At 41.0% G+C, this 24,468-nt stretch carries 23 protein-coding genes, 1 tRNA gene and 1 other RNA gene; 16 read left to right on the top strand and 9 right to left on the bottom strand.

What is annotated here, in order from left to right:
• Positions 1–55: 55 nt before the first annotated feature.
• Complete coding sequence (locus ACILP5_RS08730; RefSeq protein WP_395618275.1) at positions 56–721, top strand: spheroidene monooxygenase; 666 nt, start codon at positions 56–58, stop codon at positions 719–721.
• Between the two features lie 138 nt (positions 722–859).
• Here ACILP5_RS08730 and ACILP5_RS08725 read toward each other — a convergent pair whose 3' ends face one another.
• Positions 860–1,201: a P-II family nitrogen regulator gene (locus ACILP5_RS08725; protein ID WP_395618274.1), complete on the bottom strand. Its 342-nt coding sequence runs from the start codon at positions 1,199–1,201 to the stop codon at positions 860–862.
• A gap of 18 nt (positions 1,202–1,219) precedes the next feature.
• Positions 1,220–2,473: an ammonium transporter gene (locus tag ACILP5_RS08720; protein ID WP_395618273.1), complete on the bottom strand. Its 1,254-nt coding sequence runs from the start codon at positions 2,471–2,473 to the stop codon at positions 1,220–1,222.
• 101 nt (positions 2,474–2,574) lie between these two features.
• Here ACILP5_RS08720 and ACILP5_RS08715 point away from each other — a divergent pair, with 101 nt between their 5' ends.
• Both ACILP5_RS08715 and ACILP5_RS08710 read left to right on the top strand, forming a co-directional pair.
• Entirely contained in the window at positions 2,575–4,458 is a 1,884-nt protein-coding gene (locus ACILP5_RS08715; protein ID WP_395618272.1) for a beta-N-acetylhexosaminidase, read from the top strand.
• The gene (locus ACILP5_RS08710; RefSeq protein WP_395618271.1) at positions 4,458–5,117 is read left to right on the top strand and encodes a DNA/RNA non-specific endonuclease; all 660 of its coding nucleotides are present in this window, start codon (positions 4,458–4,460) and stop codon (positions 5,115–5,117) included. Before ACILP5_RS08715 ends, ACILP5_RS08710 begins: the two co-directional genes overlap by 1 nt.
• On the opposite strand, the gene ACILP5_RS08705 is transcribed toward ACILP5_RS08710, so the two are convergent.
• Both ACILP5_RS08705 and kduI read right to left on the bottom strand, forming a co-directional pair.
• The gene (locus tag ACILP5_RS08705; RefSeq protein ID WP_395618270.1) at positions 5,109–6,974 is read right to left on the bottom strand and encodes a glycoside hydrolase family 88 protein; all 1,866 of its coding nucleotides are present in this window, start codon (positions 6,972–6,974) and stop codon (positions 5,109–5,111) included. The genes ACILP5_RS08710 and ACILP5_RS08705 overlap by 9 nt on opposite strands.
• 1 nt (position 6,975) lies before the next feature.
• A complete protein-coding gene (gene kduI / locus ACILP5_RS08700) occupies positions 6,976–7,806 on the bottom strand; it encodes a 5-dehydro-4-deoxy-D-glucuronate isomerase (RefSeq protein WP_395618269.1) in 831 nt (276 codons plus the stop codon).
• Between the two features lie 76 nt (positions 7,807–7,882).
• On the opposite strand from kduI, the gene ACILP5_RS08695 reads away from it, so the two are divergent.
• The 12 genes from ACILP5_RS08695 to ACILP5_RS08640 all read left to right on the top strand — a co-directional run bounded on the left by ACILP5_RS08695 (position 7,883) and on the right by ACILP5_RS08640 (position 18,506).
• Complete coding sequence (locus ACILP5_RS08695; RefSeq protein WP_395618268.1) at positions 7,883–8,593, top strand: hypothetical protein; 711 nt, start codon at positions 7,883–7,885, stop codon at positions 8,591–8,593.
• Complete coding sequence (locus ACILP5_RS08690; protein ID WP_395618267.1) at positions 8,580–9,329, top strand: tRNA (adenosine(37)-N6)-dimethylallyltransferase; 750 nt, start codon at positions 8,580–8,582, stop codon at positions 9,327–9,329. The genes ACILP5_RS08695 and ACILP5_RS08690 overlap by 14 nt, the downstream gene beginning before the upstream one ends.
• A gap of 65 nt (positions 9,330–9,394) precedes the next feature.
• A tRNA-Ser gene (locus tag ACILP5_RS08685) sits at positions 9,395–9,482 on the top strand.
• Between the two features lie 62 nt (positions 9,483–9,544).
• The gene (gene rsmI / locus ACILP5_RS08680; RefSeq protein ID WP_395618266.1) at positions 9,545–10,216 is read left to right on the top strand and encodes a 16S rRNA (cytidine(1402)-2'-O)-methyltransferase; all 672 of its coding nucleotides are present in this window, start codon (positions 9,545–9,547) and stop codon (positions 10,214–10,216) included.
• Positions 10,217–11,320 carry a DUF4105 domain-containing protein gene (locus tag ACILP5_RS08675; protein WP_395618265.1) on the top strand — a complete coding sequence of 368 codons (1,104 nt, stop codon included), beginning with the start codon at positions 10,217–10,219 and terminating at the stop codon, positions 11,318–11,320.
• Positions 11,321–13,510: a DUF5916 domain-containing protein gene (locus tag ACILP5_RS08670; RefSeq protein ID WP_395618264.1), complete on the top strand. Its 2,190-nt coding sequence runs from the start codon at positions 11,321–11,323 to the stop codon at positions 13,508–13,510.
• 1 nt (position 13,511) lies between these two features.
• A complete protein-coding gene (locus ACILP5_RS08665) occupies positions 13,512–14,525 on the top strand; it encodes a threonine aldolase family protein (RefSeq protein WP_395618263.1) in 1,014 nt (337 codons plus the stop codon).
• Between the two features lie 39 nt (positions 14,526–14,564).
• Entirely contained in the window at positions 14,565–14,879 is a 315-nt protein-coding gene (gene rhaM / locus ACILP5_RS08660; protein ID WP_395618262.1) for an L-rhamnose mutarotase, read from the top strand.
• Entirely contained in the window at positions 14,879–15,970 is a 1,092-nt protein-coding gene (locus tag ACILP5_RS08655; RefSeq protein WP_395618261.1) for a glycoside hydrolase family 88 protein, read from the top strand. Before rhaM ends, ACILP5_RS08655 begins: the two co-directional genes overlap by 1 nt.
• Positions 15,971–16,031: 61 nt before the next feature.
• On the top strand, positions 16,032–16,580 hold the full coding sequence (locus tag ACILP5_RS08650) for a hypothetical protein (protein ID WP_395618260.1): 549 nt from the start codon (positions 16,032–16,034) through the stop codon (positions 16,578–16,580).
• Positions 16,581–16,640: 60 nt separating this feature from the next.
• Entirely contained in the window at positions 16,641–18,026 is a 1,386-nt protein-coding gene (locus ACILP5_RS08645; protein WP_395618259.1) for an aminopeptidase P N-terminal domain-containing protein, read from the top strand.
• A gap of 18 nt (positions 18,027–18,044) precedes the next feature.
• Positions 18,045–18,506: a DUF2147 domain-containing protein gene (locus ACILP5_RS08640; RefSeq protein ID WP_395618258.1), complete on the top strand. Its 462-nt coding sequence runs from the start codon at positions 18,045–18,047 to the stop codon at positions 18,504–18,506.
• Between the two features lie 39 nt (positions 18,507–18,545).
• On the opposite strand, the gene ACILP5_RS08635 is transcribed toward ACILP5_RS08640, so the two are convergent.
• The 3 genes from ACILP5_RS08635 to ACILP5_RS08625 form a co-directional block, all read right to left on the bottom strand.
• Positions 18,546–19,568: a DUF6268 family outer membrane beta-barrel protein gene (locus ACILP5_RS08635; RefSeq protein ID WP_395618257.1), complete on the bottom strand. Its 1,023-nt coding sequence runs from the start codon at positions 19,566–19,568 to the stop codon at positions 18,546–18,548.
• 116 nt (positions 19,569–19,684) lie between these two features.
• Positions 19,685–20,053, bottom strand: a transfer-messenger RNA (tmRNA) gene (gene ssrA, locus ACILP5_RS08630).
• A 25-nt stretch (positions 20,054–20,078) separates the two neighbouring features.
• A complete protein-coding gene (locus ACILP5_RS08625; protein WP_395618256.1) occupies positions 20,079–20,549 on the bottom strand; it encodes an Lrp/AsnC family transcriptional regulator in 471 nt (156 codons plus the stop codon).
• A 207-nt stretch (positions 20,550–20,756) separates the two neighbouring features.
• On the opposite strand from ACILP5_RS08625, the gene ald reads away from it, so the two are divergent.
• Positions 20,757–21,842: an alanine dehydrogenase gene (gene ald, locus ACILP5_RS08620; protein ID WP_395618255.1), complete on the top strand. Its 1,086-nt coding sequence runs from the start codon at positions 20,757–20,759 to the stop codon at positions 21,840–21,842.
• On the opposite strand, the gene ACILP5_RS08615 is transcribed toward ald, so the two are convergent.
• A complete protein-coding gene (locus tag ACILP5_RS08615; protein ID WP_395618254.1) occupies positions 21,839–23,269 on the bottom strand; it encodes an ATP-dependent RecD-like DNA helicase in 1,431 nt (476 codons plus the stop codon). The two genes, ald and ACILP5_RS08615, sit on opposite strands and share 4 nt — an antisense overlap.
• Positions 23,270–23,291: 22 nt before the next feature.
• A partial coding sequence (locus ACILP5_RS08610; protein WP_395618253.1) for a DHHA1 domain-containing protein occupies positions 23,292–24,468 on the bottom strand: 1,177 nt, incomplete at its 5' end.

Genomic DNA, 24,468 nt, shown 5'->3' with positions numbered 1-24,468 from the left:
CTTTTAAACCCGACTAACGCTTTAATTGTTCAAATAAACGACTAAATTTGACAAAATGAGTGAACAAATTATTTCCATTCGGTTTTTATCCTTTGAAGGATTTCAAAACAAGCGTTTCGCCTTCGCTGAAATGGGTCGCTCATTCGTCCAAAAATGGCAATCAGACGGCCTTTCATTCGCTAAACATTTAGGCGTAGGCGCGGGCAACGGATTCTCCATTTGGCCTGACTTTTCTTCCTATGCTTTTCTAGGGGTTTTCGATAATCAAGCTGCGTCTGATCATTTTTTCGCGTCAAATGAGCGCTGGTTAACACTTTCTTCGCATGCATCCGCTACAAAAGGCTGGGATGCAGTCGCCATCAAGGGCCATGGAACTTGGAATGGTTCGAATCCTTTTTCTATCGTGGAAGACCCTGGAAACGGCCCGCTTTTAGTGATGACGCGTGCTAGTATCGTTTGGTACAAATCGCCCATCTTCTGGTTTTATGTCTCCCACGCCAGTAAATACTTAGAAAACAGGAAAGGATTATTATTTGCCAAAGGCGTAGGCGAATTTCCCCTCATCGAACAAGCTACTCTGAGTCTTTGGGACTCGTCAGAAAATCTAGATTCTTTTGCCTATAAAAGTAAAGAACACAAGCCTATGATTAAGAAGACGAGGACGATTGGGTGGTATTCTGAAGAAATGTTTACACGGTTTCGTGTGGTTAAAAGTCTGTAATCAGTATCCAGTAGTCGGTATCCAGTAAAAAAATAGACCGAAATCAAGCTATAAATAGTATGATTTCAGGCTAAAATAAATTCCCTGACTACTGATTACTGTATACCGACTACTGTTAATAAATCGCGAAGCGATTTATTAACGAATTGCCTCAATCCCCCTCGTCCTCGTCCTAATTCTAATAGCATCCTGCACATCATAAACGAAGATTTTTCCATCTCCCACGTTGCCCTCTGAGGCGTTGTCCAGGATGACATCTATGCACTTTTCGAGGTTTTCATCACTTACGACGCAAATGATCATCACCTTTGGCAATAAAATCATCGACTTCTCCGTACCGCGGTATATTTCTGAATAACCTTGCTGTAAACCGGCTCCACGAACGGGAACGACGGTCATACAAGGGATATCTGCATCGATCAAGCCTTTCTGAATAGCTTTTAATTTCGATGGTTTAACAATGGCTTCTACCTTTTTCATATCGTTTTTATTTAGCTATTATTCAAAAGTGGTGTATGCTTCAACTCCAAATTCCACGGCATCAATACCCGCAGATTCTGCTTTGTGACTCAATCTAATTCCTATGGTCTTTTTCAATGCCATAAATACAGCATAAGTAGTTGCGAAGGAGAAAACACTAATCACGGAAACTCCGATTAATTGAGTGATAAATTGCGCACTTTCGCCGGTGATGAATAAACCATTTTTCTGAGAGAATAAACCCACGGCAATGGTCCCAAAGAATCCATTCACCCCGTGTACCGCCACGGCACCTACTGGATCATCGACTTTCATTTTATCAACGACTACTACTGCAATATCCACAATCGTACCCGCAATGAAACCGATAATTAAGGCTGAATCTGCTGAAACAACATTACATCCGGCTGTAATAGCCACTAAACCGGCTAATACCCCATTGATTACCATGGTGATATCTACTTTCTTATAGCGCATAAAGGTATAAAGCATGGTTGCCATACCGCCTGCTGCAGAAGCTAAGAAAGTATTTGTCGCTACTGAACCGATCAAATCCCATTTGCCTACAGCTCCTAGCGTAGAACCTGGGTTAAAACCGAACCAGCCGAACCAAAGGATAAACGCACCTACTGCGGACAAGGTTAAATTATGACCAGGAATCGCATTCGCCGTTCCGTCTTCGTTGTATTTTCCTAAACGCGGTCCTAGAACGATCGCGCCTGCTAGGGCTGCAAAACCGCCCATGGCATGAATCGCAGCTGAACCTGCGAAATCGTTAAATCCTCGAGTAGCTAACCAGCCGCCCGGATTCCAAACCCAATTGGCTGCTAAAGGATATAAAATAGCACAGAATAGGGCTACATAAATGGCATATGCCCACATTTTCATTCTTTCCGCTACACCTCCTGAAACGATGGAGATGGCTGCTACTGCGAAGCCCATTTGGATGAACCAGAAAAGGGAATTTGAAATGGTCAGGCCTAAACCTAAATCGCCTTCCGTGATGCCCGTATCAAAAGCCCAATAGCCATTGGACTTGCCATAGGCAATTCCGAATCCGACTAAATAAAAGGCAACTCCTCCGAACATGATGTCAATCATGACTTTGGCAATAATACTGATGGCATTCTTAGAACGGACGAATCCGGCTTCTAGGAGGGCAAATCCTCCTTCCATTTGGAAAATTAAAGCGGCGCATAGGGCGACCCAAACTGTGTCAATAGCGTGTGTGAGTTCCACTTGCTGAGCAGCAAGCGTAGCAGATTCATTCATGGTTTTGTTATTAGTATATAATGCTTTGTCTGCAAAAATAGAAAACGATTTGGAATATTCTGCTTTTTGGCGGAACTTTAATCTTATCAAAAACCGATCTAATGAAGAAAATTTTCACCCTAATTTTAGTAAGCGTAAGCTATATTTCGCTTGCACAAAAACCAGCCATTATTCCCATTCCCTCTGAAGCCGTTTATCCATCGGGTAAGTTTGTTTTACCGGCGTCTATTTCTATCTCAGGTCCATCTGATTCTCAGCTGAAAGTGGGTTATGAGACTTTGGTAGGTAAATTAAAAAAGGCAACAGGTCGTGCAGTTAGCCTTAAATCATCGGGAGCAGCTTCCATTCAGATGCAATTAGTGAACAATGCTAAATTAGGTGCCGAAGGATATGACTTACAGGTAAATGCAAAAGGTATTACGATTAAGGCGAATAAGTCCGCGGGTTTGTTCTACGGAATTCAAACCTTACTACAGCTTTTGCCTAAAGAGATTGAATCTAAAACGGTCGTTAAAGGAGTTAATTGGGCGATTCCTTATGCAAATATTACAGACACTCCTCGCTTCGCTTGGCGTGGTCAAATGTTCGATGTGGCGCGTCACTTCTTCTCTAAGGAGGATGTCAAGAAATTCATTGACGACATGGTGGAGTATAAATACAACTTACTACACTTCCACTTAACGGATGATGAGGGCTGGAGAATTGAGATTAAGTCCTATCCTAATTTGACAAAGAAAGGGGCTTTTAATGTGAAGAAAATAGGTCGTTTTACCACTTTTTCTAATCCAGAACCGGATGAACCGCGTGATTTTGGTGGCTTCTATACGCAAGAGGACATTAAGGAATTGGTCAAATATGGCCAGGAGCGTTTTGTCAATATTGTTCCTGAAATTGATGTTCCAGGCCACTCAATGGCCGCTGTTGCGTCTTATCCGGAGCTTTCTTGTACCCCAGGAGCCGATAAATACGAAGTTATTTCTGGTGAGCCTTTCATCGATTGGTCTCACGATCATCCGGAAGCCTTATTAGACAATACACTTTGCCCTGCGAATGAGAAAGTCTATACGTTCTTAGATAAGGTAATGGGCGAGGTAGCTAGTCTTTTTCCCTATGAATACATCCACATGGGAGGCGATGAGTGCCCTAAGAACTACTGGGATAAGAATCCAGAGATTTTGGCTTTGAGAGCACGAGAGGGTTTGAAGAATTCACAGGAGGTACAGGCTTATTTTGTCCGTCGTTTAGAAAAGATTATTACCTCTAAAGGGAAGCGTATGTTAGGCTGGGACGAGATTTTAGAAGGGGGAGGATTGCCAAAGGCAACAGCGGTTATGTCTTGGCGAGGTATTAAAGGTGGTGTAGAAGCGGCTCAGTTAGGACACGAAGTAGTCATGACACCTAATGATAATGTCTATGTTGATTTAATGCAAGGTGATGCAGCTATCGAACCACCCGTTTATCGAACCGTTCGTTTAACGGATTCGTATGCCTTTAATCCGGTTCCAGCGGGTTTGGATGCTAGATTAGTTAAAGGGGGACAAGCGAATATGTGGTCAGAGCAATTGTACAATTACCGCCACTTGCAATATATGATGTGGCCGCGTGCTTTGGCGATTTCTGAGTCTTTATGGTCTCCTAACGAGAACAAGAACTGGGTCGATTTTGTAGGACGAGTTGAAGATCACTTCGCTCGTTTTGATGTGGCTGATAAAAAATATGCGCCTTCGATGTTTGAGGCCATTGTTAAGGTGACTAAAAATGCGAAAGGCGAGTTATTTGTTGAATTGAAAAACGAAATTCCTGGATTAAACATTCATTTTAGTTTTGATAATTCCTATCCAGATAATCATTATCCAGTGGCATCTGGTTTAGTAGCGGTGCCTAAGGACGCTGAACTGATGCGTATCGTTTCCTATCGCGGGACAAAAATGATGGGGCGCATGATGAATATCTCCCGTGCAGATTTAGAAAAAAGAGCTAAATAATGCTTTTAAACCTTGTTTTTAGTATTTTATTATCAGTCGGAGTGCCCAATATTTCGGGTGCCTCGACTGCTTCTACGACGAACTATCTTTCAGTTAAGAAAGGGTATGTGATGTCCTATAATGGAGTGGAAGGTAGAGCGAATTGGGTAGGCTGGACCTTAAGAGCCAGCGACGTGGGTTCAGTAGATCGAACAAATCGATTTATTCAAGACGAGTCTTTTCCACGCGGATTTAGGATTGTCGATGAAAGAGATTACGCTCATTCTGGATTTGACCGGGGTCATTTGTGCAATTCGGAGGACCGGACTTCTTCCTACTATTTAAACGAGGAGACATTTTTAATGTCTAATATGATTCCTCAGACGCCAGAATTAAATCGAGGACCTTTTAAATTTTTAGAGGAATATTGCCGAAAATTAGCGGTTAAAAGAGGACAGAATCTGTTGATTTATACAGGAGGAATCGGGTCAAAGGGACGCCTTGGTTCCGGAGTAATCGTTCCAGCCTATTGCTGGAAGGTGGTGTATACACCAGACAGAATCTGGTGTATACTATTTCCTAATGAACGAGGTTTGAATAAAAACTGGCAGACCTATTCGGTGCCTTTGGAAAAACTAGAAAAAATGACGGGCTTCCGTTTTCCGCGCAAACTATCGTAGCATGTAAATCGCTAGCTTCTTAGCAGCTAAGAAGTTTTCATATTCCAGCGGGGTTCTGCGGTTATTCGTGTACTCAGTGTACAACCAAGGATCACCCAAAGCAAATACTTTTCCTTTTCCCACTTTTGCGGTAGCCATCACAGGGTAACCTAAATGATTCACTAATGACTTTGCGTTACCGCTTAACTTAAGCGTTGTAATCTCTTTGATGTAGACCTTTTTAATCGGGTCAAAGACTTCATTACCAGCTGGAATTAACACTGCTCCTTGCTCCCAATTACGTCCTTGTACGAAGTTTAAATTAGGTGCTAAGAACTCGATACCAAAGCGCTTTGCTAGGATATTGAATTTAGGAATTTCGCAATTCGTTGTGTCATTCGCCAGCAAAATTAAATTTCCACCTGCTTTCACCCAAGCCTCGATTTCATCCGCCGCTTTAGCTGTCATGAAATTCGGTTTTGCCGTTTCTTTATAGCTATCTGGATCCACGATGATATAAACTGAAGCGCCTTTTAGGTTTTCACGGGTAGGAGAGACTCCTAAGGTATCTAATGTGGCTCCTAATTGCTCGAATTGAATTCCCCATTGATTGAAACCAGAGTCTTTGCGATCTTCCCACGTGTAGTGGAAACGGCTGCCATTCTTTGTTTCGTGGTTAAAGAAATAATCTAAAACGACTTTTTTCCCTGCGCCGATCGATAATTCTTTGGCGATTTCCATCTCTAGAGAAGCCAGAATAAACGGACCTACGCCCTTTAAATCATCCTGACGTAATGGTTCACTCAAATAATAGTCATAGGAACCATCGCGGTAGGGCACTCCACCTAAGCCTCCCACTGTGACTGTTTTCTCTAAATGAATGTAGCCCTCTGCATCTTTAGTGACGAATTCTTTTAGGATTCCTTTGTATCCTTTTTCTGCGTTCAAGCGGAATGAAGCAGGTAAATAGCCTTTTCTAACTCCTTTCGCAAAAGTATAAACGAACATATTCGATGCAGAAGCCTCGAAATAGTTACCTTTTTTACCTGGGTAACCTGGTAACTGGTACCAAACACCTGAAGCAGGATCTTGAATCTTTGCGATAGCGCCAGATAATTGATTTAATTGTTCAATTAATATCTTTCTAGAAGGATGATTTTTAGGCATGTAATCTAGTACATCGACTAATGCCATCATGTACCAACCCATCGAACGTCCCCAGAAATTAGGGGAATGTCCGTTTGTCTTATTGGCCCAAGGTTGCGCTTTGGCCTGATCGTAGGCATGGAATAAAAGACCTGTTTTAGCGTCGATGGCGCCTTTGTACATCAATTGGAACTGATTGATGATATCTGCCCAGTTGTCTTGATTCGTTATTTGTCCGTATTCTGCGTAGAATGGCTCGAGCATATACAATCCGTCTAACCACATTTGATTCGGGTATCTTTTTTTGTGCCAAAATCCGCCATCCGCATCTCTCGGCTGCTGCGTAATCTGCTTTCTTAACAGGTCCGCTGCCTTTTTATAGCGCTCATCCCCTAATTCTTGGTACAAATACAACAGCATTCGACCTGTGGTGATATTATCCGAATTGTATTCATCGAAATGGTAGGTGCGGATGTTTCCGTTGGCATCTACGAAACTGTCGATGTTCTTTTTAATGTAATTGAAATAAGTGGCATCGCCAGTTCTTTGGTAGACATGTTCCAAAGCCTTTAATACCAGCCCTTGCTCATAATCCCAACCCGCCGGTTTTCCCGGTTTCACTGTGATTGAATCCTTGTGGGTATGCATAATGGACTTCGCCATTAGCTCAGAGTAGTTTTGAGCACTGATAGCGCTGCTTAAACCTAAAAAAAGAACGATCAGTTTTTTCATGTTATCTTAAATCAGCAATTTCTGCAAAATCCATATCGGTATAATCCTTGTTCTCACCTGCCATTCCCCAAATAAAAGAGTAATTCTTCGTACCCGCTCCACTGTGAATCGACCAAGGTGGAGAAATAATGGCTTGGTGGTTGTGTACCCATATATGTTTGGTCTCTGTGGTTTCGCCCATTAAATGCAATACCGCGTGTCCTGGAGTTACATCAAAATACAAGTAAGCTTCCATTCTACGATCATGTACGTGCGCTGGCATCGTATTCCAAACCGACCCCGGCTCCAATATCGTCAAGCCCATCACTAATTGACAAGACTGAATGCCCTCGTTATGAATGTATTTATAAATAGTGCGGTGATTAGACGTTTCCAACGTGCCTAACACGACCGTGCTAACTTGCTCGCGATCTAATTTGGCATTCGGATAATTTGCGTGTGCTGGAGAAGATAATAGATAGAATTGGGCCGGATTTTCAGATGATTCTGAGCTGAAAATTACTTCCTTAACCCCACGTCCCACGTATACAGCACCTAATTTATCGATCGTAAATGGTTCACCATCTGCTTTAACAGTGCCTTTTCCACCCACATTGATGATTCCTAATTCACGTCTTTCTAAAAAGAAATTAGCTTTTAATTTTTCTGGGTTTGGAAGATTTAGTGTTTTAGATACGGGCATCGCACCACCGATGATCATTCGATCATAAATGGTGTAGGTTAATTTAATTTCATTTGCTTGAAAGATGGTTGAGATTAAGAAATTATCTCTGATCTCTTGATTCGTAAAGGTGGAAACTTCCTTTCGGCTCGCCTCAAATCTATAGTCCATTGTAATATGTTTTTTCTATTTGTTTTGTGATACAAAGCGCCATTGCGCCTAATTCTACTGTATATTTACACGTTTTATGCCAAAAGAGTTCATTAGCAGCCTTTCTCATTTTCTAATTCCTTTCGGTTTTCAATCGATAGCAGAGGGATTATGGCGTCACGAAGCCTCGAAGGTACGCATAAAAGCCATGCCTGGAAATTCAGAAGAGGGAGACATGTGTATTTGGGAAGATCAATGGCTATCTCGTCGTGAAGCGATTGAAAAACATATCATCGCTCGAACGACAACTTTACGTTCGGTTTTCGCTAGAGATACGCGAATTGTAGCCATTAGTTCTGAAGCCGCTCGTGATTTTTTAGATCAGGAACACGTAAAAGGGTTTTTAAAAGGCTCTAGCTATTATGGGTGCATTGTCCCGCCGCACCGTGTATTTCGTGGAATCGAAAGTGATTATTCTTATAAGGGGAGTCCGTTATTAGCAGTGGCGGTTTTTGGGAAATCATTCCACATGAAAGAACCTGGTTTAGAAGGCTGTTTGTCTGGCGAGCTCATAGAAATTGCGACATTATCAACGATTCGCCTAGTGGGTGGATTGACAAAATTCTTACAAGCCTATAAAGATATTCACCCAGAGCTTCACAATGTGATGACCTATGTGGACAAGGAATGGAATACAGGCAAGGGATTTTTATCGGTTGGTTTTACTAAAGTCGGGGAGACCGAGCCGATACAGTTAGAGAATCGGTTGACCAAAGGGAATTTGAAATTACGCTATGTCTACAGATAAGAAGCTCATCGTACTTTTAGGGCCCACAGCGAGTGGAAAAACGGCATTGGCAGTAGAAATTGCTTGTGCCTTAGATGCTGAAATTATTTCTGCAGATTCCCGCCAAATCTACCGCCGACTCGATATAGGCACCGGAAAGGACTTAAAAGAATATGGATTTATTCCCTATCACCTAATAGATAGTCATGAGATAGGAGAGGCCTTTTCTGTTGCTCATTTCCAAAAAGCGGCCTACGATGCCATTAATGACGTGATTTCCCGCCAAAAGCAGCCCATACTGTGCGGTGGAACGGGTTTGTATATCGAATCCTTACTCGCGAATTATCAATTCTCTCATGTACCTCATTTTCTGTCAGAGCCGCTAGATATTCAATTTCCATACGTGGTGTTTGGTTTAAATCCATCGACAGATTTACGCCGGGAAAAAATCTCTACCCGTTTCAAAGCCCGTTTAAAAGAAGGAATGTTGGAGGAGGTGCAACAGCTATTATTCGAGGGTGTGCACCCAGAGGAATTGCGTTGGATGGGTTTAGAGTATAAGTGGATTGTGAATTATGTGGAGGGGCTTATTTCCCGAGAGGAATTAGAGAAGGGGTTAGAATCAGCCATTCATCAGTTTGCGAAACGCCAAATGACCTATTTCAGAAAAATGGAACGAGCCGGAATCGAAATAAATTGGATTCCAGAGATCCTTGATTTTCAAGGGAAAAGAGATTTTATCTTGAATTTTATCTAAATTTTTAAACAGAGCTATTGCAAAATGTGGAAAAACGCCTTACTTTTGCATTCTCTTAAGGAGACAGAGAGTTGGCAGAGTGGTCGATTGCGGCAGTCTTGAAAACTGTTGACTGTTACAGGTCCGGGGGTTCGAATCCCTCACTCTCTACCAGAGCGAAAAGCGAAACGAAAGTTTCGCTTTTTTTGTTTCAGGTCATTTAATTAAATTTAGGGATGAAATTATACCTAGTACCCACGCCTATTGGAAATTTAGAGGATATCACCTTGCGTGCGATTCGAATCTTAGGCGAAGTAGATGGTATATTGGCCGAAGACACGCGTAATTCAGGTCAATTATTAAAGCACCTGAATATCTCCAAACCCCTTTATTCCCATCATGCCCACAACGAACACACGGGTGTTCCAGGAGTCATCAAGATGTTGAAAGAAGGAAAATCACTTGCTTTAATCTCCGATGCAGGTACACCTGGTATTTCTGATCCAGGTTATCTATTAGTAAAAGCTTGTGTCGACAATGGAATCGAAGTTGAGTCTCTTCCCGGAGCCACCGCCTTCGTTCCGGCACTGGTTAATTCAGGGTTTCCTACCGATCGTTTCGTTTACGAAGGTTTTTTACCCCATAAAAAAGGTCGCCAAACACGCTGGAAGGCATTAGCTGAAGAGGAGCGGACTATCGTTTTATATGAATCTCCACACCGATTAGTGAAGGCTTTGGAACAAATAATCGAGTTTATTTCGCCCGAAAGACCAGTCATGGTAGGTCGGGAGTTAAGTAAAATGCACGAACAAATGGTTCGCGGTACGGCTACTGAGGTCTTAGCGTATTTCGTGGCTCACCCGGATAAAGTGCGAGGTGAAATTGTTATTGTCATTGCTGGAAAATAGATGAAAAAGATCCTTTTATTCTTATTGATTTCTTTAGCTGCAAAGGCTCAATTGAGTTCCAAAGCAGAGGTGGTACTTATTACTGTGGCTCCAGGAAAGGAGCTACACTCCGCTTTTGGCCATACTATTTTATGGGTTAATGATCCCTTAAATGGAATTGATCGGGCTTATAGTTATGGAACCTTTGATTTTAGAACGGAGAATTTCTATCTAAAATTCTTAATGGGCACCTTGCCTTATACGATCTCCGTGCATTCCATGCAGGATGAGTTCAATTATAATGCGCAATACGAGAAGCGGGGAATGATCGCCCAAAAACTACAACTCGATTCTCTTCAGAAAAATGCCATTTTTCAGGCTTTAGAAACTAATTTATTGCCTGAAAATAGAGAATATGCCTATAAATTCTTCTATGACAATTGCTCTACACGCATTAGAGACATGATTGAAAGCAATGCGCCGGGTAAATACCGTTGGAATCAGAGCCCTTCGCTGGAGGGCAAATCCTACCGGGATTGGATGAACAAGTACTTACAACCTAATTCATGGGTTACGCTAGGGATGAATTTAGCTTTAGGTGTTCCCTCGAATGTGAAGGCGACAGCTACTCAAGCCTGTTATTTGCCAGATAATTTGGCGGCTGCCACCAATTTAGCCTCTAAATTATCTGCGAATCCAGTTAGCTTATTCGATGGCGAAGTAACGCCTGAAACAGGATTTGATTTCACGGGACCTTATGTGATTTTAGGTATACTGACAGTATTGATCGGATTCTTAACTTTCAAGAATGTTTTTCCCTATGCAGCAGATGTGGCATTATTTAGTGTAATCGGAATTTTTGCTTGGTTTGTTTTCTTCTTAGGAACCGCTACGAATCACGAGGTAATGGCTTATAATCCGGCATCCCTCATGTTGTTTCCGTTTAATTTTCCATTGGTGATTTGGTTTGCTCGAAATCCGTTGAAGTGGAAGTTTTATTTACACATGGTCACCGTATTCAGTATTATCGGCCTGATTTGGTCTGGAATGCAGTTTTTGCCGATGGTTTTAGTCGGATTACCAATATTTATCCGTTTAGTGGGCTTATCCTTCTTTAAAAAGTAAATGCGTTATCTATTCCTATTTATCACTTTCTGTAGTTTTTCGCAGGAGGTTTTCAGTCCTATTACCCCTCGGAAAGAATTTAAGCCGTTGAAGATTGAGCGTACATTAAAAGCTGATGGGTATTTAGATGAATCCGAGTGGTCTAATGCTCCTTCAACGGCCTTGGACTTTCAGGTAGAGCCGTTTCAAGGTAATAAGGCTTCGTTTTCTTCACAGGTTAAAATGCTGTACAATCAGCAATTTCTGTATGTGGCTGCCATATTAAAGGATACGATAGGGAAGAATGGATACCGAGCGCCTAATTTAAAACGTGATTATCAATTCGTTGAGAATGATTTATTTGGAATCGCCATTGATGGCTTTAACGATAAGCGTAATGCATTGGTATTGCAATCGAATGCTTACGGGGCTCAGCGAGACCTTTTGGCCTTTGATGATCGACAATTTGATATTGATTGGGATGGTTTGTACCGGGTTAGAACGCATCGGTCAGACTCTTCATGGGTAGCTGAATTTGCGATTCCTTGGCAGACACTGCGGTATCCTAAAACGGATGGAACAAAAGCCCAAGACTGGGGGATTAATTTCTTTCGTGTTAGGCGGGCAAGTAATGAATTAGCTGTTTGGTCCCCACATCCTCGTTCTATGAGTCCTTTGCGTATGGAGTATGCTGGTAAACTTAATGGGATTATTCCTCCACCCCCTACAGCGACTAATATTCGGTTTATCCCTTATTTGCTACAGGTATCGGGTAATTCACAGGGTACAGAAATAGGTAATTCCATAACGGATCAATTTAAAGCGGGTGGCGAAATCAAATGGGTGGTTAGTCCTACCTCCGTTGTAGATTTTACATTTAATACCGATTTTGCTCAGGCGGATGTCGATTTACAGGTAAATAATATTTCTAGATTCTCGGTCTTTTTTCCAGAGCGTAGGCAGTTTTTCCTAGAAAATGCCTCTCTTTTTTCTTCGGGTTTAGCACCAGTCAATGAGGTGATCGGTGGCTCCATGTATATTCAACCTTTCTTTAGTCGGACGATTGGATTAGATGCGAATGTGAATCCGATTGCCATTACAGCTGGATCTCGGTTTGTTTATCGCTCTGAAAAAAGGAATTTAGGAGGTATTTTTATGAGACAGGGAGAAGGTGACGGTGATCCCTATGCTAATTTCTTTGTGGGACGCTATTCTGAGAATTTTGGGAAACAAAATAGAATAGGTATCCTGGCAACATCAAAGTCTTCACCTACTTCAGTACAATCCACTGGCGCGGTAGACGCATTCATTCGATTCAATGATAAATTCTCTTTCAATGGAATGGGCACAATTACGCAAGATAGCCAAAGTGGAGATCAGGGATTAGCTGAGTATACTCAGTTTCTGTACAATACGAACTTTTTAAGTGCTTATTGGACACAAACGTTAGTCTCAAAAAACTACAATCCCGCCATGGGCTTTGTTTCACGTAGGGATATTCTCTCTAACTCTCAAGGCTTTGAATTTAATGTGAGAGGTAATTGGTTGCCTTCCTTTATTCGTAATTGGGGGCCTGGAATCTATACGGAGGTTTACCACAGCTTAACGACGGGTAAAATTATTGAACAACGAGCCCTTTCTGGCCCACTTTGGTTTGAACTTCAGAATGGAGGTATATTAGGTGGTTATGTAGAGGCAAGTGTTCAAAATTTGGAAGATACCTTCAGTCCTGTAGGTATTGATATTAAACCTGGTAGCTACTCTTATTTTAGAAAAGGATTTTTCTTAGCAAGTGATCCCAGTGCAAAATATTCAGGTTCTACTGAGTATGGATGGGGTGGATTTTTTAATGGTACTTTGCAGAATGTGAATACCAAATTCCGTTTAGCACCTATTCCGCATGTAAACCTAGGTTTATCTTGGAATTGGAACAAATTTGAGAATATGGGTGCTGCACGAGAGACAAAAGAGGTGAATTTATTGATTTTGGAGACACGATTAGCCATTAATCCCCGTTTACAATTGATTGGTTTTTATCAAAAAAACTCAACGGATAATTTGAACTCCTATAATGTACGCTTATCGTGGGAGTACCAACCTTTATCCTATGTGTATTTAGTATTTAACTCTTTGAATTACCAAGGAACTGATAGTACCCAGCAGAAGCAACAAAGTTTTTTAGCTAAATTGTCTTACCTAAAGCAATTTTAAAATGAAGATCGAATTACGTAGTGATACCTTTACTTTACCAACTCCAGGAATGCGGGAGGCGATGTTTTCTGCACCTTTAGGCGATGATGTGTTCGGGGAGGATCCTACAGTAAACGCGCTAGAAGCGAAATTAGCTCAGCTTTTTAACATGGAAGCTGCGCTTTTTTGTGTGTCTGGGACACAATCAAATCAGATTGCGATTTCTGTTCATGTTTCTAAAGGTCAAGAGGTTATTTGCGACGAGCTATCTCATATTTATTTATATGAAGGGGGCGGTATAATGGCGAATGCGGGTGCTTCGGTTAAATTATTGAAAGGAGATTTAGGTCGTTTAAATGTTTCAAAAATCCGCGCAGCTATTTCGCCTGATGATATTCACGCTTGCGAAAGCCGTCTGGTGAGTTTAGAAAATACGGTGAATAAAGGCGGTGGAAGCATCTATACTTCCGAGGCCTTGCAAGAGATTTCTGATTTTTGTCGTTCAGTCGGGATTCCACTGCATTTAGATGGGGCTCGTATATTTAATGCTTTAGTTGAATCGGGTCAAACACCGGCACAATTTGGTGCTTGGTTTGATTCTATTTCTGTTTGCTTATCGAAAGGATTAGGGGCTCCCATAGGCTCCGTGTTGTTAGGATCTAAAGATTTTATTAAAAAAGCCCGTCGTGTACGTAAGCGATTAGGGGGTGGTTGGCGACAAGCTGGATTATTAGCGGCTGCTGGTATATATGCTTTGGATCATCAAGTAGAACGATTGAAAGAGGACCATGCTAGAGCACGTCAGATTGCAGCGGTTTGTGAAAGATTACCTTGGGTGAAAGCGATTCTTCCAGTAGCTACTAATATTGTGATTTTGGAATTACAAGACGGATTGCCATCGGTTGATAAAGTGGCTGAATTGAAAGAGAAGGGGATTTATTGTGCTCCTTTCGGTCCAAGCTACGTGCGTTTTGTGACACATCTAGGCTTTGATGACGAGGCACTTCAAGCCTTTTCAGATAGAATCAAAGAGTAAAATTACAGCTTAAACGCCTTCTATAAGAAATCAATTCTTATGCAGCGAAAGGCGTTTAAAATGTATTTACTTCCGGGACATTCGGTAGAATACAAGAAGAGACATGAGGAAATTTGGCCCGAATTAGTCGAATTACTTCATCAAGTAGGAATTCAAAACTATTCCATTTTCCTAGACGAAAACACCCGTACCTTATATGGGTATTTAGAGGCACCTGAGTTAGCTGCTTTGGATTCTTTACCTGCTCAAGCTATTATGAAACGCTGGTGGGCTTATATGGCCGACATTATGGAGACGAATGCGGATAATTCTCCAGTATCGATTGATTTAACTCCTGTCTTTTATTTAGCCTAATGAAGAAGCTCCTGTTTTTTTTACTCCCTTTTGTGGCATTATCAGCAAAGCCAGATCGTGCTAAAGTATTGTCGAACATGCATCTCGCGAAAACTTATTTCCAAGGAGTTTGGCCTGATGTGACGAAAGTAATTGTGAGTCCGGATAAGACGCGTCCGTCGAATATTTGGACTCGTTCGGTCTTTTATGAGGGATTGATTGAATTGTATAAATTAGATCCTCGGGCTTCTGATTTAAAATACATGGAGGATTGGGGGGAATTTCATAAGTGGTCTCTTCGCAATGGTTTAAAGACAAGAAATGCGGATGACCAGGCCTGCGGTCAAGTATACTTGGATTTATTTGATCTGAAAGCTGATTCAGCTCGGATCAAACCCATAAAAGAAAATATTGATAACATGGTGGCGTCAGAAAAGGCGAATGATTGGTCTTGGATTGATTGCCTACAGATGAGTATGCCCGTATTTACACGCTTAGGAGTTCGCTTTAAGGATGATCGGTATTTTAACAAAATGCACGACTTGTATGCAGATACTAAAGGTAAATTATACAATCAGCAGGAGCATTTGTGGTGGCGTGATAAAGATTTTATTCCTCCTTATAAAGAACCCAATGGAACGAATTGTTATTGGTCTCGTGGTAATGGTTGGGTTTTTGCAGCTCTAGCCAGAACCTTGGATTTGATGCCGGCGAATGCACCTCATCGTGCGGAATATGTAAAAGATTTTCAAGACATGGCAGCTGCTTTGTTACCTCTGCAGCGCAAGGATGGATTCTATAATGTGAGTTTGACGGATGAATCTAATTATGGAGGTCCAGAATTAACAGGAACGTCACTATTTGTCTATGGAATGGCTTGGGGAATCCGTCAAGGATTATTACCTGCCTCGAAGTATCAAAAATCAGTTGATAAGGGATGGAAGGCCATCGACTCTTGCGTTCAGCCAAATGGTTTTCTGGCCTATGTACAAGGGACAGGAAAGGAACCTAAAGATGGACAACCAGTCACGAAAACCTCTGTTCCTAATTTTGAAGACTTTGGTGCGGGATGTTATTTATTAGCAGGATCAGAGATCTTAAAGGCTAAATAGTATATTTTTTAGTTGGTTTAGGATTTTATTCTTAGTTTTGCCGCTCAATAAATAAAATACCATGAAGAAAGTCATTATTGGTTCTTTGGTAGGTGGGCTAATTATCTTTATTTGGCAAACTTTATCTCATGTTGCTTTTAATTTACATGAACCGGTACAACAGCATACCGCAAAACAAGACTCTATTTTAACTTATTTAAAAAAGATTGATTTAGAACCTGGCGGCTATATGTTGCCACGTATGAGTCACAATCAGTCCATGGAGGAGCTGGAAGGTTTTACAAAATCAATTGAAGGTAAGCCATGGGGACGCGTTATTTATTATCCCTCTTATAAAACGGACATGACCATGAATATGGTGCGTGGTTTTGTACTTGATGTGTTTATGGTGTTTTTGTTGGTTTGGATCATTTCAAAATTGAAAATTCCACGAAAGTCGACCATAGTTGGTATTTCTATTGTGATAGGTTTTATTGCCTTTTGTAATACCTCCTACACGGAACACATATGGTACCCGGTTTATGATTTACGAGCACAATTAATTGATGCGGTCGTTGCTTGGGGGCTATGTGGTTTATGGTTAAGTCGGTATTTTGGTCAAAAAATTTAAATCAAAGGCTCCATCTGGAGCCTTTTTTCTTATCTTGCTTCCTAATTATTCTATTATTCCATGAAAATTAAACACCTCATCATCGGATTGTTCGCCACTTTGTCCTTACAATCTGCTTTTGCACAAGATTATCCCACCGATTATTTGAGTCCTGAATTTCATGCAGGCCGTAGAGCAGCCTTTAAAGAGAAAATGTCAGACAAAGGGGTCGGTATCTTTTTTGCCTCCCAAACGCGTCAAAGAAGTAATGATACAGAGTTCCAATACTCCCAAAACAAAAATTTTTATTATTTGACAGGTTTAGAGGAGCCTAATGCTGTTTTATTGTTATTTAAGCAACCGGTGACTTTGTTAGGAAAGACAGGAACTGAGTTTATTTTCGTACAAAACCGGGATCCATTTAAAGAACTTTGGACTGGTAAGATCTTAGGAACGGATGGTTTCAAGGCAAAGAGTAAAATGGAAAATGTGTTCATTAATGATCAATTCACATCCTCTTCAATTTCTTTAGCAGGAGTTGACTCCGTTTATACTTTGTATCGTACGGAGGGAATTTTTGCAAAATACCAAGCTAAACCTGATCCTTTAACGCGCATGGCTTCGTTAGTGGATAGTTTAGTGATTGCATCCTTTAAGCCTTTGGCATCCAGATCTACTTTAAACACCCTACGTAATTTACGTGGTATTAAGTTGCCGGAGGAGATTGCTTTGATTCAAAAAGCAGCCTCCATCAGCGTATTAGGACATAATGATGTGATGCGTGCGGTTAAACCAGGTATGAAAGAATACCAGGCGCAAGCCATTATGGAATACCATTTTAAGAAGGAAGGATCTGAATACCCCGGCTATAACAGTATTAATGGGGCGGCAGAAAATGCGTGTGTTTTGCATTATATAACGAATCTGAAGACGGTTAAAGACGGAGATCTATTGTTGAGTGATTGTGCGGCAGAATACCATGGGTATACAGCTGATGTTACGCGCACCGTTCCTGCCAATGGTAAGTTTACCGAAGCCCAAAAAACCTTGTATGAAATCGTTCTTGCAGCTCAAGATGCAGGAATTGCTGCTTGTAAGGCAGGTGCTCCTTTTGCGGATATCGATGCAGCTTCTCGGGCTGTTGTGAATGCTGGTTTAATTAAATTAGGAATTGCAGCAAATGAAAAAGAAGCACGCACTTATTTTCCGCATGGAACTTCACATCATTTAGGTCTAGATGTACATGATTTAGGCCCTCGCACTTTAGCAGCTGGGGTGGTAGTGACCGTAGAGCCTGGCATTTATATTCCTGCAGGAAGTAAATGCGATAAGAAATGGTGGAACATCGGTATTCGTATCGAAGATGATATTTTAATTACGGAGACGGGTAATGTGAATCTTTCCAAAGGTTCTCCGAGATCCGTCGCCGAAATTGAAAAAATGGCCGCACAGAAATCAATTTTTTAAATTTAATCTCAACTAATTATGTCAACAACAAAAAAAGTAATCGCTTTCCTTTTCGTAGGATTATTCATTTCATCCTTTAGTTCCTTTGCTTTAGATAATCCGGATGCTATCGTTGGTGTATGGAAAACGGGTGAGGGTAATGCCATGGTCAAGATTTATAAAAATGGAAATAAATACCAGGGCAGAGTAGTTTGGTTAAAAGAACCGATTGATCCAGAAACTGGAAAGCCGAAATTAGACAAGAACAACGCTGATCAAGCTGCCAAGTCTAAGCCCGTATTAGGACTAATTAATATTTGGGGATTTGTTCCTAAAGAGGAGAATCTTTGGGATGAAGGAAATATTTACGATCCTAAAAATGGCAATACTTATTCCTCTACCATGAAATTAATCAATGCCAACTCACTTGAAGTGCGTGGCTATATCGGTGTCTCACTCATCGGTAGAACAGATACCTGGACAAGGCAAGTAGCTAAGTAATCAGGCAATAAAAAAGGCTCCGTTAGGAGCCTTTTTTATTTAAGGAGAAACTAAGTTTAAGCTGAAATTAAAGTAGAGTGGATTTCCCAAATTACTCGTGAAATACCGATCAGCCTCTTCTTTTCCATCGTATTTGTTCATGACATCAAATCGGTAATTGTATCGTAAACCGACCTGTGCACTGAACCATAAAAATCCAGTGATTTTCTTATCCCACATGATTCTTGGTTTAAATTCTCCGCGTTGGATGTAAAATAAGTCTCTTTGCGTTCCAGGAATAGGCATGGAGAATTGATTACCCTCTAATTCAAATCCTGCTTGGATCATATTCGAAGTATTGATATTGTATCTAATAAACCCTTTAGCTGGAAGCAATAATTCCATACCCCACTTATCGTTAAATGTTTTGTTCCAAAGCAATACAGGCACATAAATCAGTCTGCCAGCTCGGTATGTTCGAGCAATACCCGCTCCAATCATATTTTTCTCTGACTTTTTCCACCCATAAATTCCAGTAGCACTGAGCGTAAGGGCATTGGATGTCACTTTTGCTTGTTCATTAAACAATCCATTCACATCAGCACTTGCTTGAAAAATGAGAAAATTAGTCTCATTGAGTGGTTTAAAAATGGTTGTATTTAGTCCCGCGCTAATGAGGGAGGATTGATTTAATTGTTTAGCGAAAGCATTGCTACCAGGATTCTCAATTTGAAACTGTGATCCCCAATAATTTGCCCCTAGTTGCCATATGATTTTGTTTGTAGCTACTACGGGAATATTCAATTGTGCCTTAATGGCATTTACTTGGCTCACATGTCGATCTTCTAGAATTGAAATAGATTCCGAAATTCGAATGTCAGGCATGTGAAATTCACCGTTGTATTCATAACCAAAACTGATGATTTTTTGAGGTGTTTGGTTAAGTACTTTCTGGGTAGCATATCTTTTTACGCCCTCAGGCTCGCCATAATTACTGTAATCTTCCAAGACTTCGGTGCTGTCTGTTTGGGAAAAAGATAAAAAGGAAAGGCTTGCAAATAAGATGGTTAAGTGTATTTTCATGTGTTGATAAGAATTAGACGGCGTAAATATATTCCAAAATGTTTAATCTAACACCAGATCATAAAAAAAGCATTCATAACCTCTTTCGAATTTATGAATGCTTGATGTAGGAATAATTGTGGAATCGGAGGGACTCGAACCCTCGTCCAAACCTAGAGAACTGCTGCTTTCTACACGTTTAGATTTGATTATTTTTCGATGTTAGATAGGTTCAAATCAGACCTTACCTAACACTTATCCTCTGGATACTACAGAACCGTTAGAGAAATCGGATTCAGCGACTCTGCATGTCGACGCTCAGAATCCCCCGTCGGCAGAGTTTGGACAGGGCTGAACGATGGCAATTGGTTAGTCTATCAGACTAAGCAGCCATGGCATACGAAGTATTGCCAGCTATAATTCGAAGGTTTTTTTAACAGGAAATGCCTACAACTCCCGACGTGCTTACAACCGGACTACATAAGCTGTCAAAACCGGTCGATCCCAAATAGAAAGACGAAGATACAAAAATTACACGGGCAATGCAGTAGTCTGTTTGATTTCATCCATCACAAATAAGGAGCTAATGTGAGCAACAGAGGGTAAAACTGCCAGTTTTTGTTGGTAAAATTGATTATAACTTTCTACATCAGCACTGACCACATTTAAATAGTAGTCAAAGTTTCCTGAAACCAAGTGACACGACGTTACCTCAGGAAAGTTTAATATAGCTGCTTCGAATTCGCGAAAGTTCTTCCGGTTTTGTTTCTCCAATGTCACCTGGCAGTGTACTAAAAGTCCTAGGTTCAATTTCTTTCGATTTAAAAGCGCCGCATATCCTTGAATATATCCCTCAGATTCCATGCGTTTTATTCGGTCATGGGTAGGGCTTAAAGATAAGTTCACTTGTTCGGATATTTCTTTGAGGGTTTTTTGGCTGTCATTCTGAATGATTCGTAAGATCTTGTGGTCTAATTCATCCAGGTTCGTGCTTTTTGCCATAAACTTTTCGGTTTAAAGGATTTTAAGTAATTAGATTTTATTATTTTTTCTGTAATTATTCAATTTTAAAGTAAATATTACTTATTATATGATTATATGCAAGATTATTTATTGTCTTATCTATATTTGTCATGTATTATACTTCATCAAAGGTAAAGGCCAGCGGATTCTTTTTTCGGTGGCCTTTCTTTTTAAAATTCGTACGTTATGATCATAGGTGTCCCTAAAGAAATTAAAATTCAGGAGTTTCGGGTAGGCTTAACTCCGGCAGGTGTTCAAGGTTTAGCGGCTAACGGACATCAGGTGTATGTGCAAGCTAGTGCTGGGGAAGGTTCTGGTTTGTCGGATGCGCAATATGTGGCTTCAGGTGCTCAAATTTTAGCTACAGCCGCAGAAGTATATGCCATTGCCGATATGATTGTGAAGGTGAAAGAACCTTTAGCAGCTGAGTATCCCCTTATAAAGCGAAATCAAATTCTATTTACGTATTTCCATTTTGCTGCCTCAAGAGAATTAACCTCAGCGATGTTAAGTTCTGGTGCGGTTTGCATTGCCTATGAAACAGTGGAATTAGCGGACCGAAGTCTGCCTTTATTGACTCCGATGTCAGAGGTGGCCGGTCGAATGGCGATTCAGGTGGGTGCTTTTTATTTAGGTAAGCCTCAAGGTGGGAAAGGAAAGCTATTAGGCGGTGTCCCTGGAGTGAAACCGGCTAATGTTCTAATTTTAGGAGGCGGTGTGGTAGGTACTCAGGCGGCTAAAATGGCAGCTGGTTTAGGCGCAAATGTCACTATTATGGATACGAATCTGGCGCGTTTACGGTATTTAGATGATGTAATGCCTGCGAATGTTTCTACTCAGTTTTCTACTTCTTATGCGATTCAAGAAGCTTTAGCCTCAGTGGATTTAGTGGTGGGTGCTGTTTTATTGCATGGGGCCAAAGCACCTCATTTAATTAAACGTGATGACTTGAAGAAGATGGCTCCAGGCACGGTTTTAGTGGATGTGGCAGTGGATCAAGGAGGTTGCATCGAGACATGCAAACCTACCACGCATGAGAATCCCATTTATGAAATAGACGGAATCGTGCATTATTGCGTGGCTAATATGCCAGGAGCGGTGCCACAAACCTCTACGATGGCATTAACGCAAGCAACATTGCCTTATGTGCTTTTGTTAGCTAATCTAGGTTGGACAGAGGCTTGCATCCAAAATGAAGCCTTAAATAAAGGATTGACGATCTATGATGGAAAATTATTCCATCCAGGTGTAGCGGCTACCTTCAATCTTTAGAAGAACCTTTCGTGAAAATTGACCAAGAATATCTCGTGTGTGGCTCTGGTAATGGCCGTGTATAGCCATCGCAGGTATTCTGGGTCGATTTGATCCTCTTTTAAATAGCCCTGATCTACAAAAACGGCTGACCATTGTCCACCTTGTGACTTATGCACAGTTAAGGCATAGGCAAATTTCACCTGCAAGGCATTTAAATAGGGATCTTTTCGAATGGCCTCTGTTCGTTCTTTTTTCTTGGGAATGTGAGCATAATCCTCGCAAACAGAGTCATATAGTTTTTTGTTTGCCTCTTTTCCTAAAGCGGATTCCGAAGAATGTAATGTTTCCAAGAGTATTTTAGCCTCAATGGTCGGATGATCTTCATAATCACATAGCCTTAAAGAAACATCTAAGAAACGCTGCCCATGCATTTCTTCTTCCCTTTTGATCTTCATAATCTCCACGAAATCGCCATTTGCTAGAAATCCCGCTGGCGAATCCTCCTCTAACCAATGGTAATTGTTCCGAACGATCATCAATAAATCGCCACTTGAAATCTCATCTTCTTGATATAAAATCGTTCTTCGGACGAATTCATTCAATTGAACAGCACTTTTATTAGATCTAGTAAGTAAAATCGTTTCCTCTTTCCCAAACTTCTTGTAGGCATAGTGCATCCCATCTTCCATTTTTTCACCCGTCATCCGGAAGATATCTTTGAAAGATTTGGTATTGAATTGAATGGCCGTTGAATTCGCTAATAGCAATTGCCTTAAGGCAGTCGCATTGTATAAAATTCCGGAGTCAAGGTCTTGGCGCATGACATCTGTTAACTCATGGTCGAGCACCTCCATGTGGAATTCAGATGAAATATAATCTCTAGAAAGTGCAGGAGAGAGGCTTTTGCCTACCGGAGGCAATTGGGCCGTATCTCCCACAAAAATTAGTTTATTACCTGTGTGTCCATTTTCTGGATTCGTAAAAACGTATTCGATTAAATCAGTTAAAAGGCTATTTGTGCCAAAATCTGATTCATCCGTTATCATCGATGCCTCATCCACAATAAAGACTGTATTCGTGGCATAATTATTCATGCGCTGAAAACTCAGTGCCCCAGAATGAGGATTACTAACTTGTCGGTAAATCTTTTTATGGATGGTACTCGCTTTTTTCTTGGCGTAATTAGCCATAACCTTTGCGGCACGACCCGTAGGTGCGATCAATTGGGTCTTGTATCCAAAAGCAGGTAAGATTTTAATCAAGGTCGAAATAACGGTTGTCTTTCCCGTTCCAGCATACCCTTTGATGATAAAAGTTAAAGCAGCCCATTCGTCTTTATTGAGCACAAAAGTGCCTAGTTTTTGAAACAAAGACGCCTGAGAGGGTGTCGGTTCAAATGGGAACTTTTGATGCAATAAAAAGCTAGGACTTTTATCCGTCGACATACCTCTTTCAATTCAATCGAATCTAGGCGATATAGGACGGCGCTAAACTCAATAATTTAGTAATACCGGCTGGATTTTGTCCCCCTGCCGTAGCTAAGAAGGGTTGCCCACCTCCGCCACCTTGTACCTCTTTGGCTAATTCACGAATGATTTTGCCGGCATCTAGTCCTTTACTTTCGACTAGACTTTTAGAGATAGAGATCGCCAAGCTTGCTTTTCCCTCAATTTCAGCCGCTAAGAGCACGAACAAATTATCTTGGTTTTCTTGCAAATCAAAAGCCAAGTTCTTCAATGCATCAGCCGTAGGTGCAGAAACTTGCTTTATAATTGAATGAACGGAACCAGTAACGATTTCCTTTAAAAGGCTATTTTTAAGTCCTGAAACTTCTTTTTGCTGATAGGCAGCTACCGTTTTTTGAAGTGCGGAGTTGCTTTCAATTAAGTTAGCTACTGCTTTAACAAGATCTTTAGGCGCTTTCAGCAAGTCATTGATTTCGCTTAATAAAGCCTCTTGCTCACTAAGCAATTCATAAGCCTTTTGCGAGGTAATAGCTTCGATACGGCGAACGCCCGTAGCTACAGAACTCTCAGAGGTAATTTTGAATAAGCCGATTTCACCCGTAGATGGAACGTGAGTACCTCCGCAAAGTTCAACGGAGAAGTTCTTATCAAACGTGATGACACGAACAAAATCTCCATATTTTTCGCCAAACAAGGCCATGGCACCTTTATTTTTTGCTTCGGCAATCGGAACATTACGTTCCTCTAAAAGAGGAATGTTCTCCGCGATTTTGGCATTCACAATCTGCTCGATTTGCTTGATTTCTTCGTCAGTCACTTTTTGGAAATGAGAGAAGTCAAAACGCAATAAATCTTCATTTACTAAACTACCTTTTTGGGCCACATGCTTACCTAATACCTCCTGTAAAGCGGCTTGCATTAAGTGGGTAGAACTATGGTGGTGCGTGATCGCACGGCGACGTAGGGTTGCAATGCTCGCTTTTACAGGCTCATTTGCAAGATTTTCTATGCGAGCATCGGTTAAGATATGAACGATCAAATCGTTCTCTTTCTTAGTATCAACAACTGAAAGAGATACGCCTGATTTTTGGAAATCTAATATACCCGTGTCACCCACTTGTCCACCAGATTCAGCATAGAAAGGAGTGGTTTCTAAAACTACTTTGTATTGTATACCC

This window comes from Aquirufa sp. (assembly GCF_044239315.1).
GTDB lineage: Bacteria > Bacteroidota > Bacteroidia > Cytophagales > Spirosomataceae > Aquirufa.
This window is presented reverse-complemented; position numbering and strand designations above follow the sequence as displayed.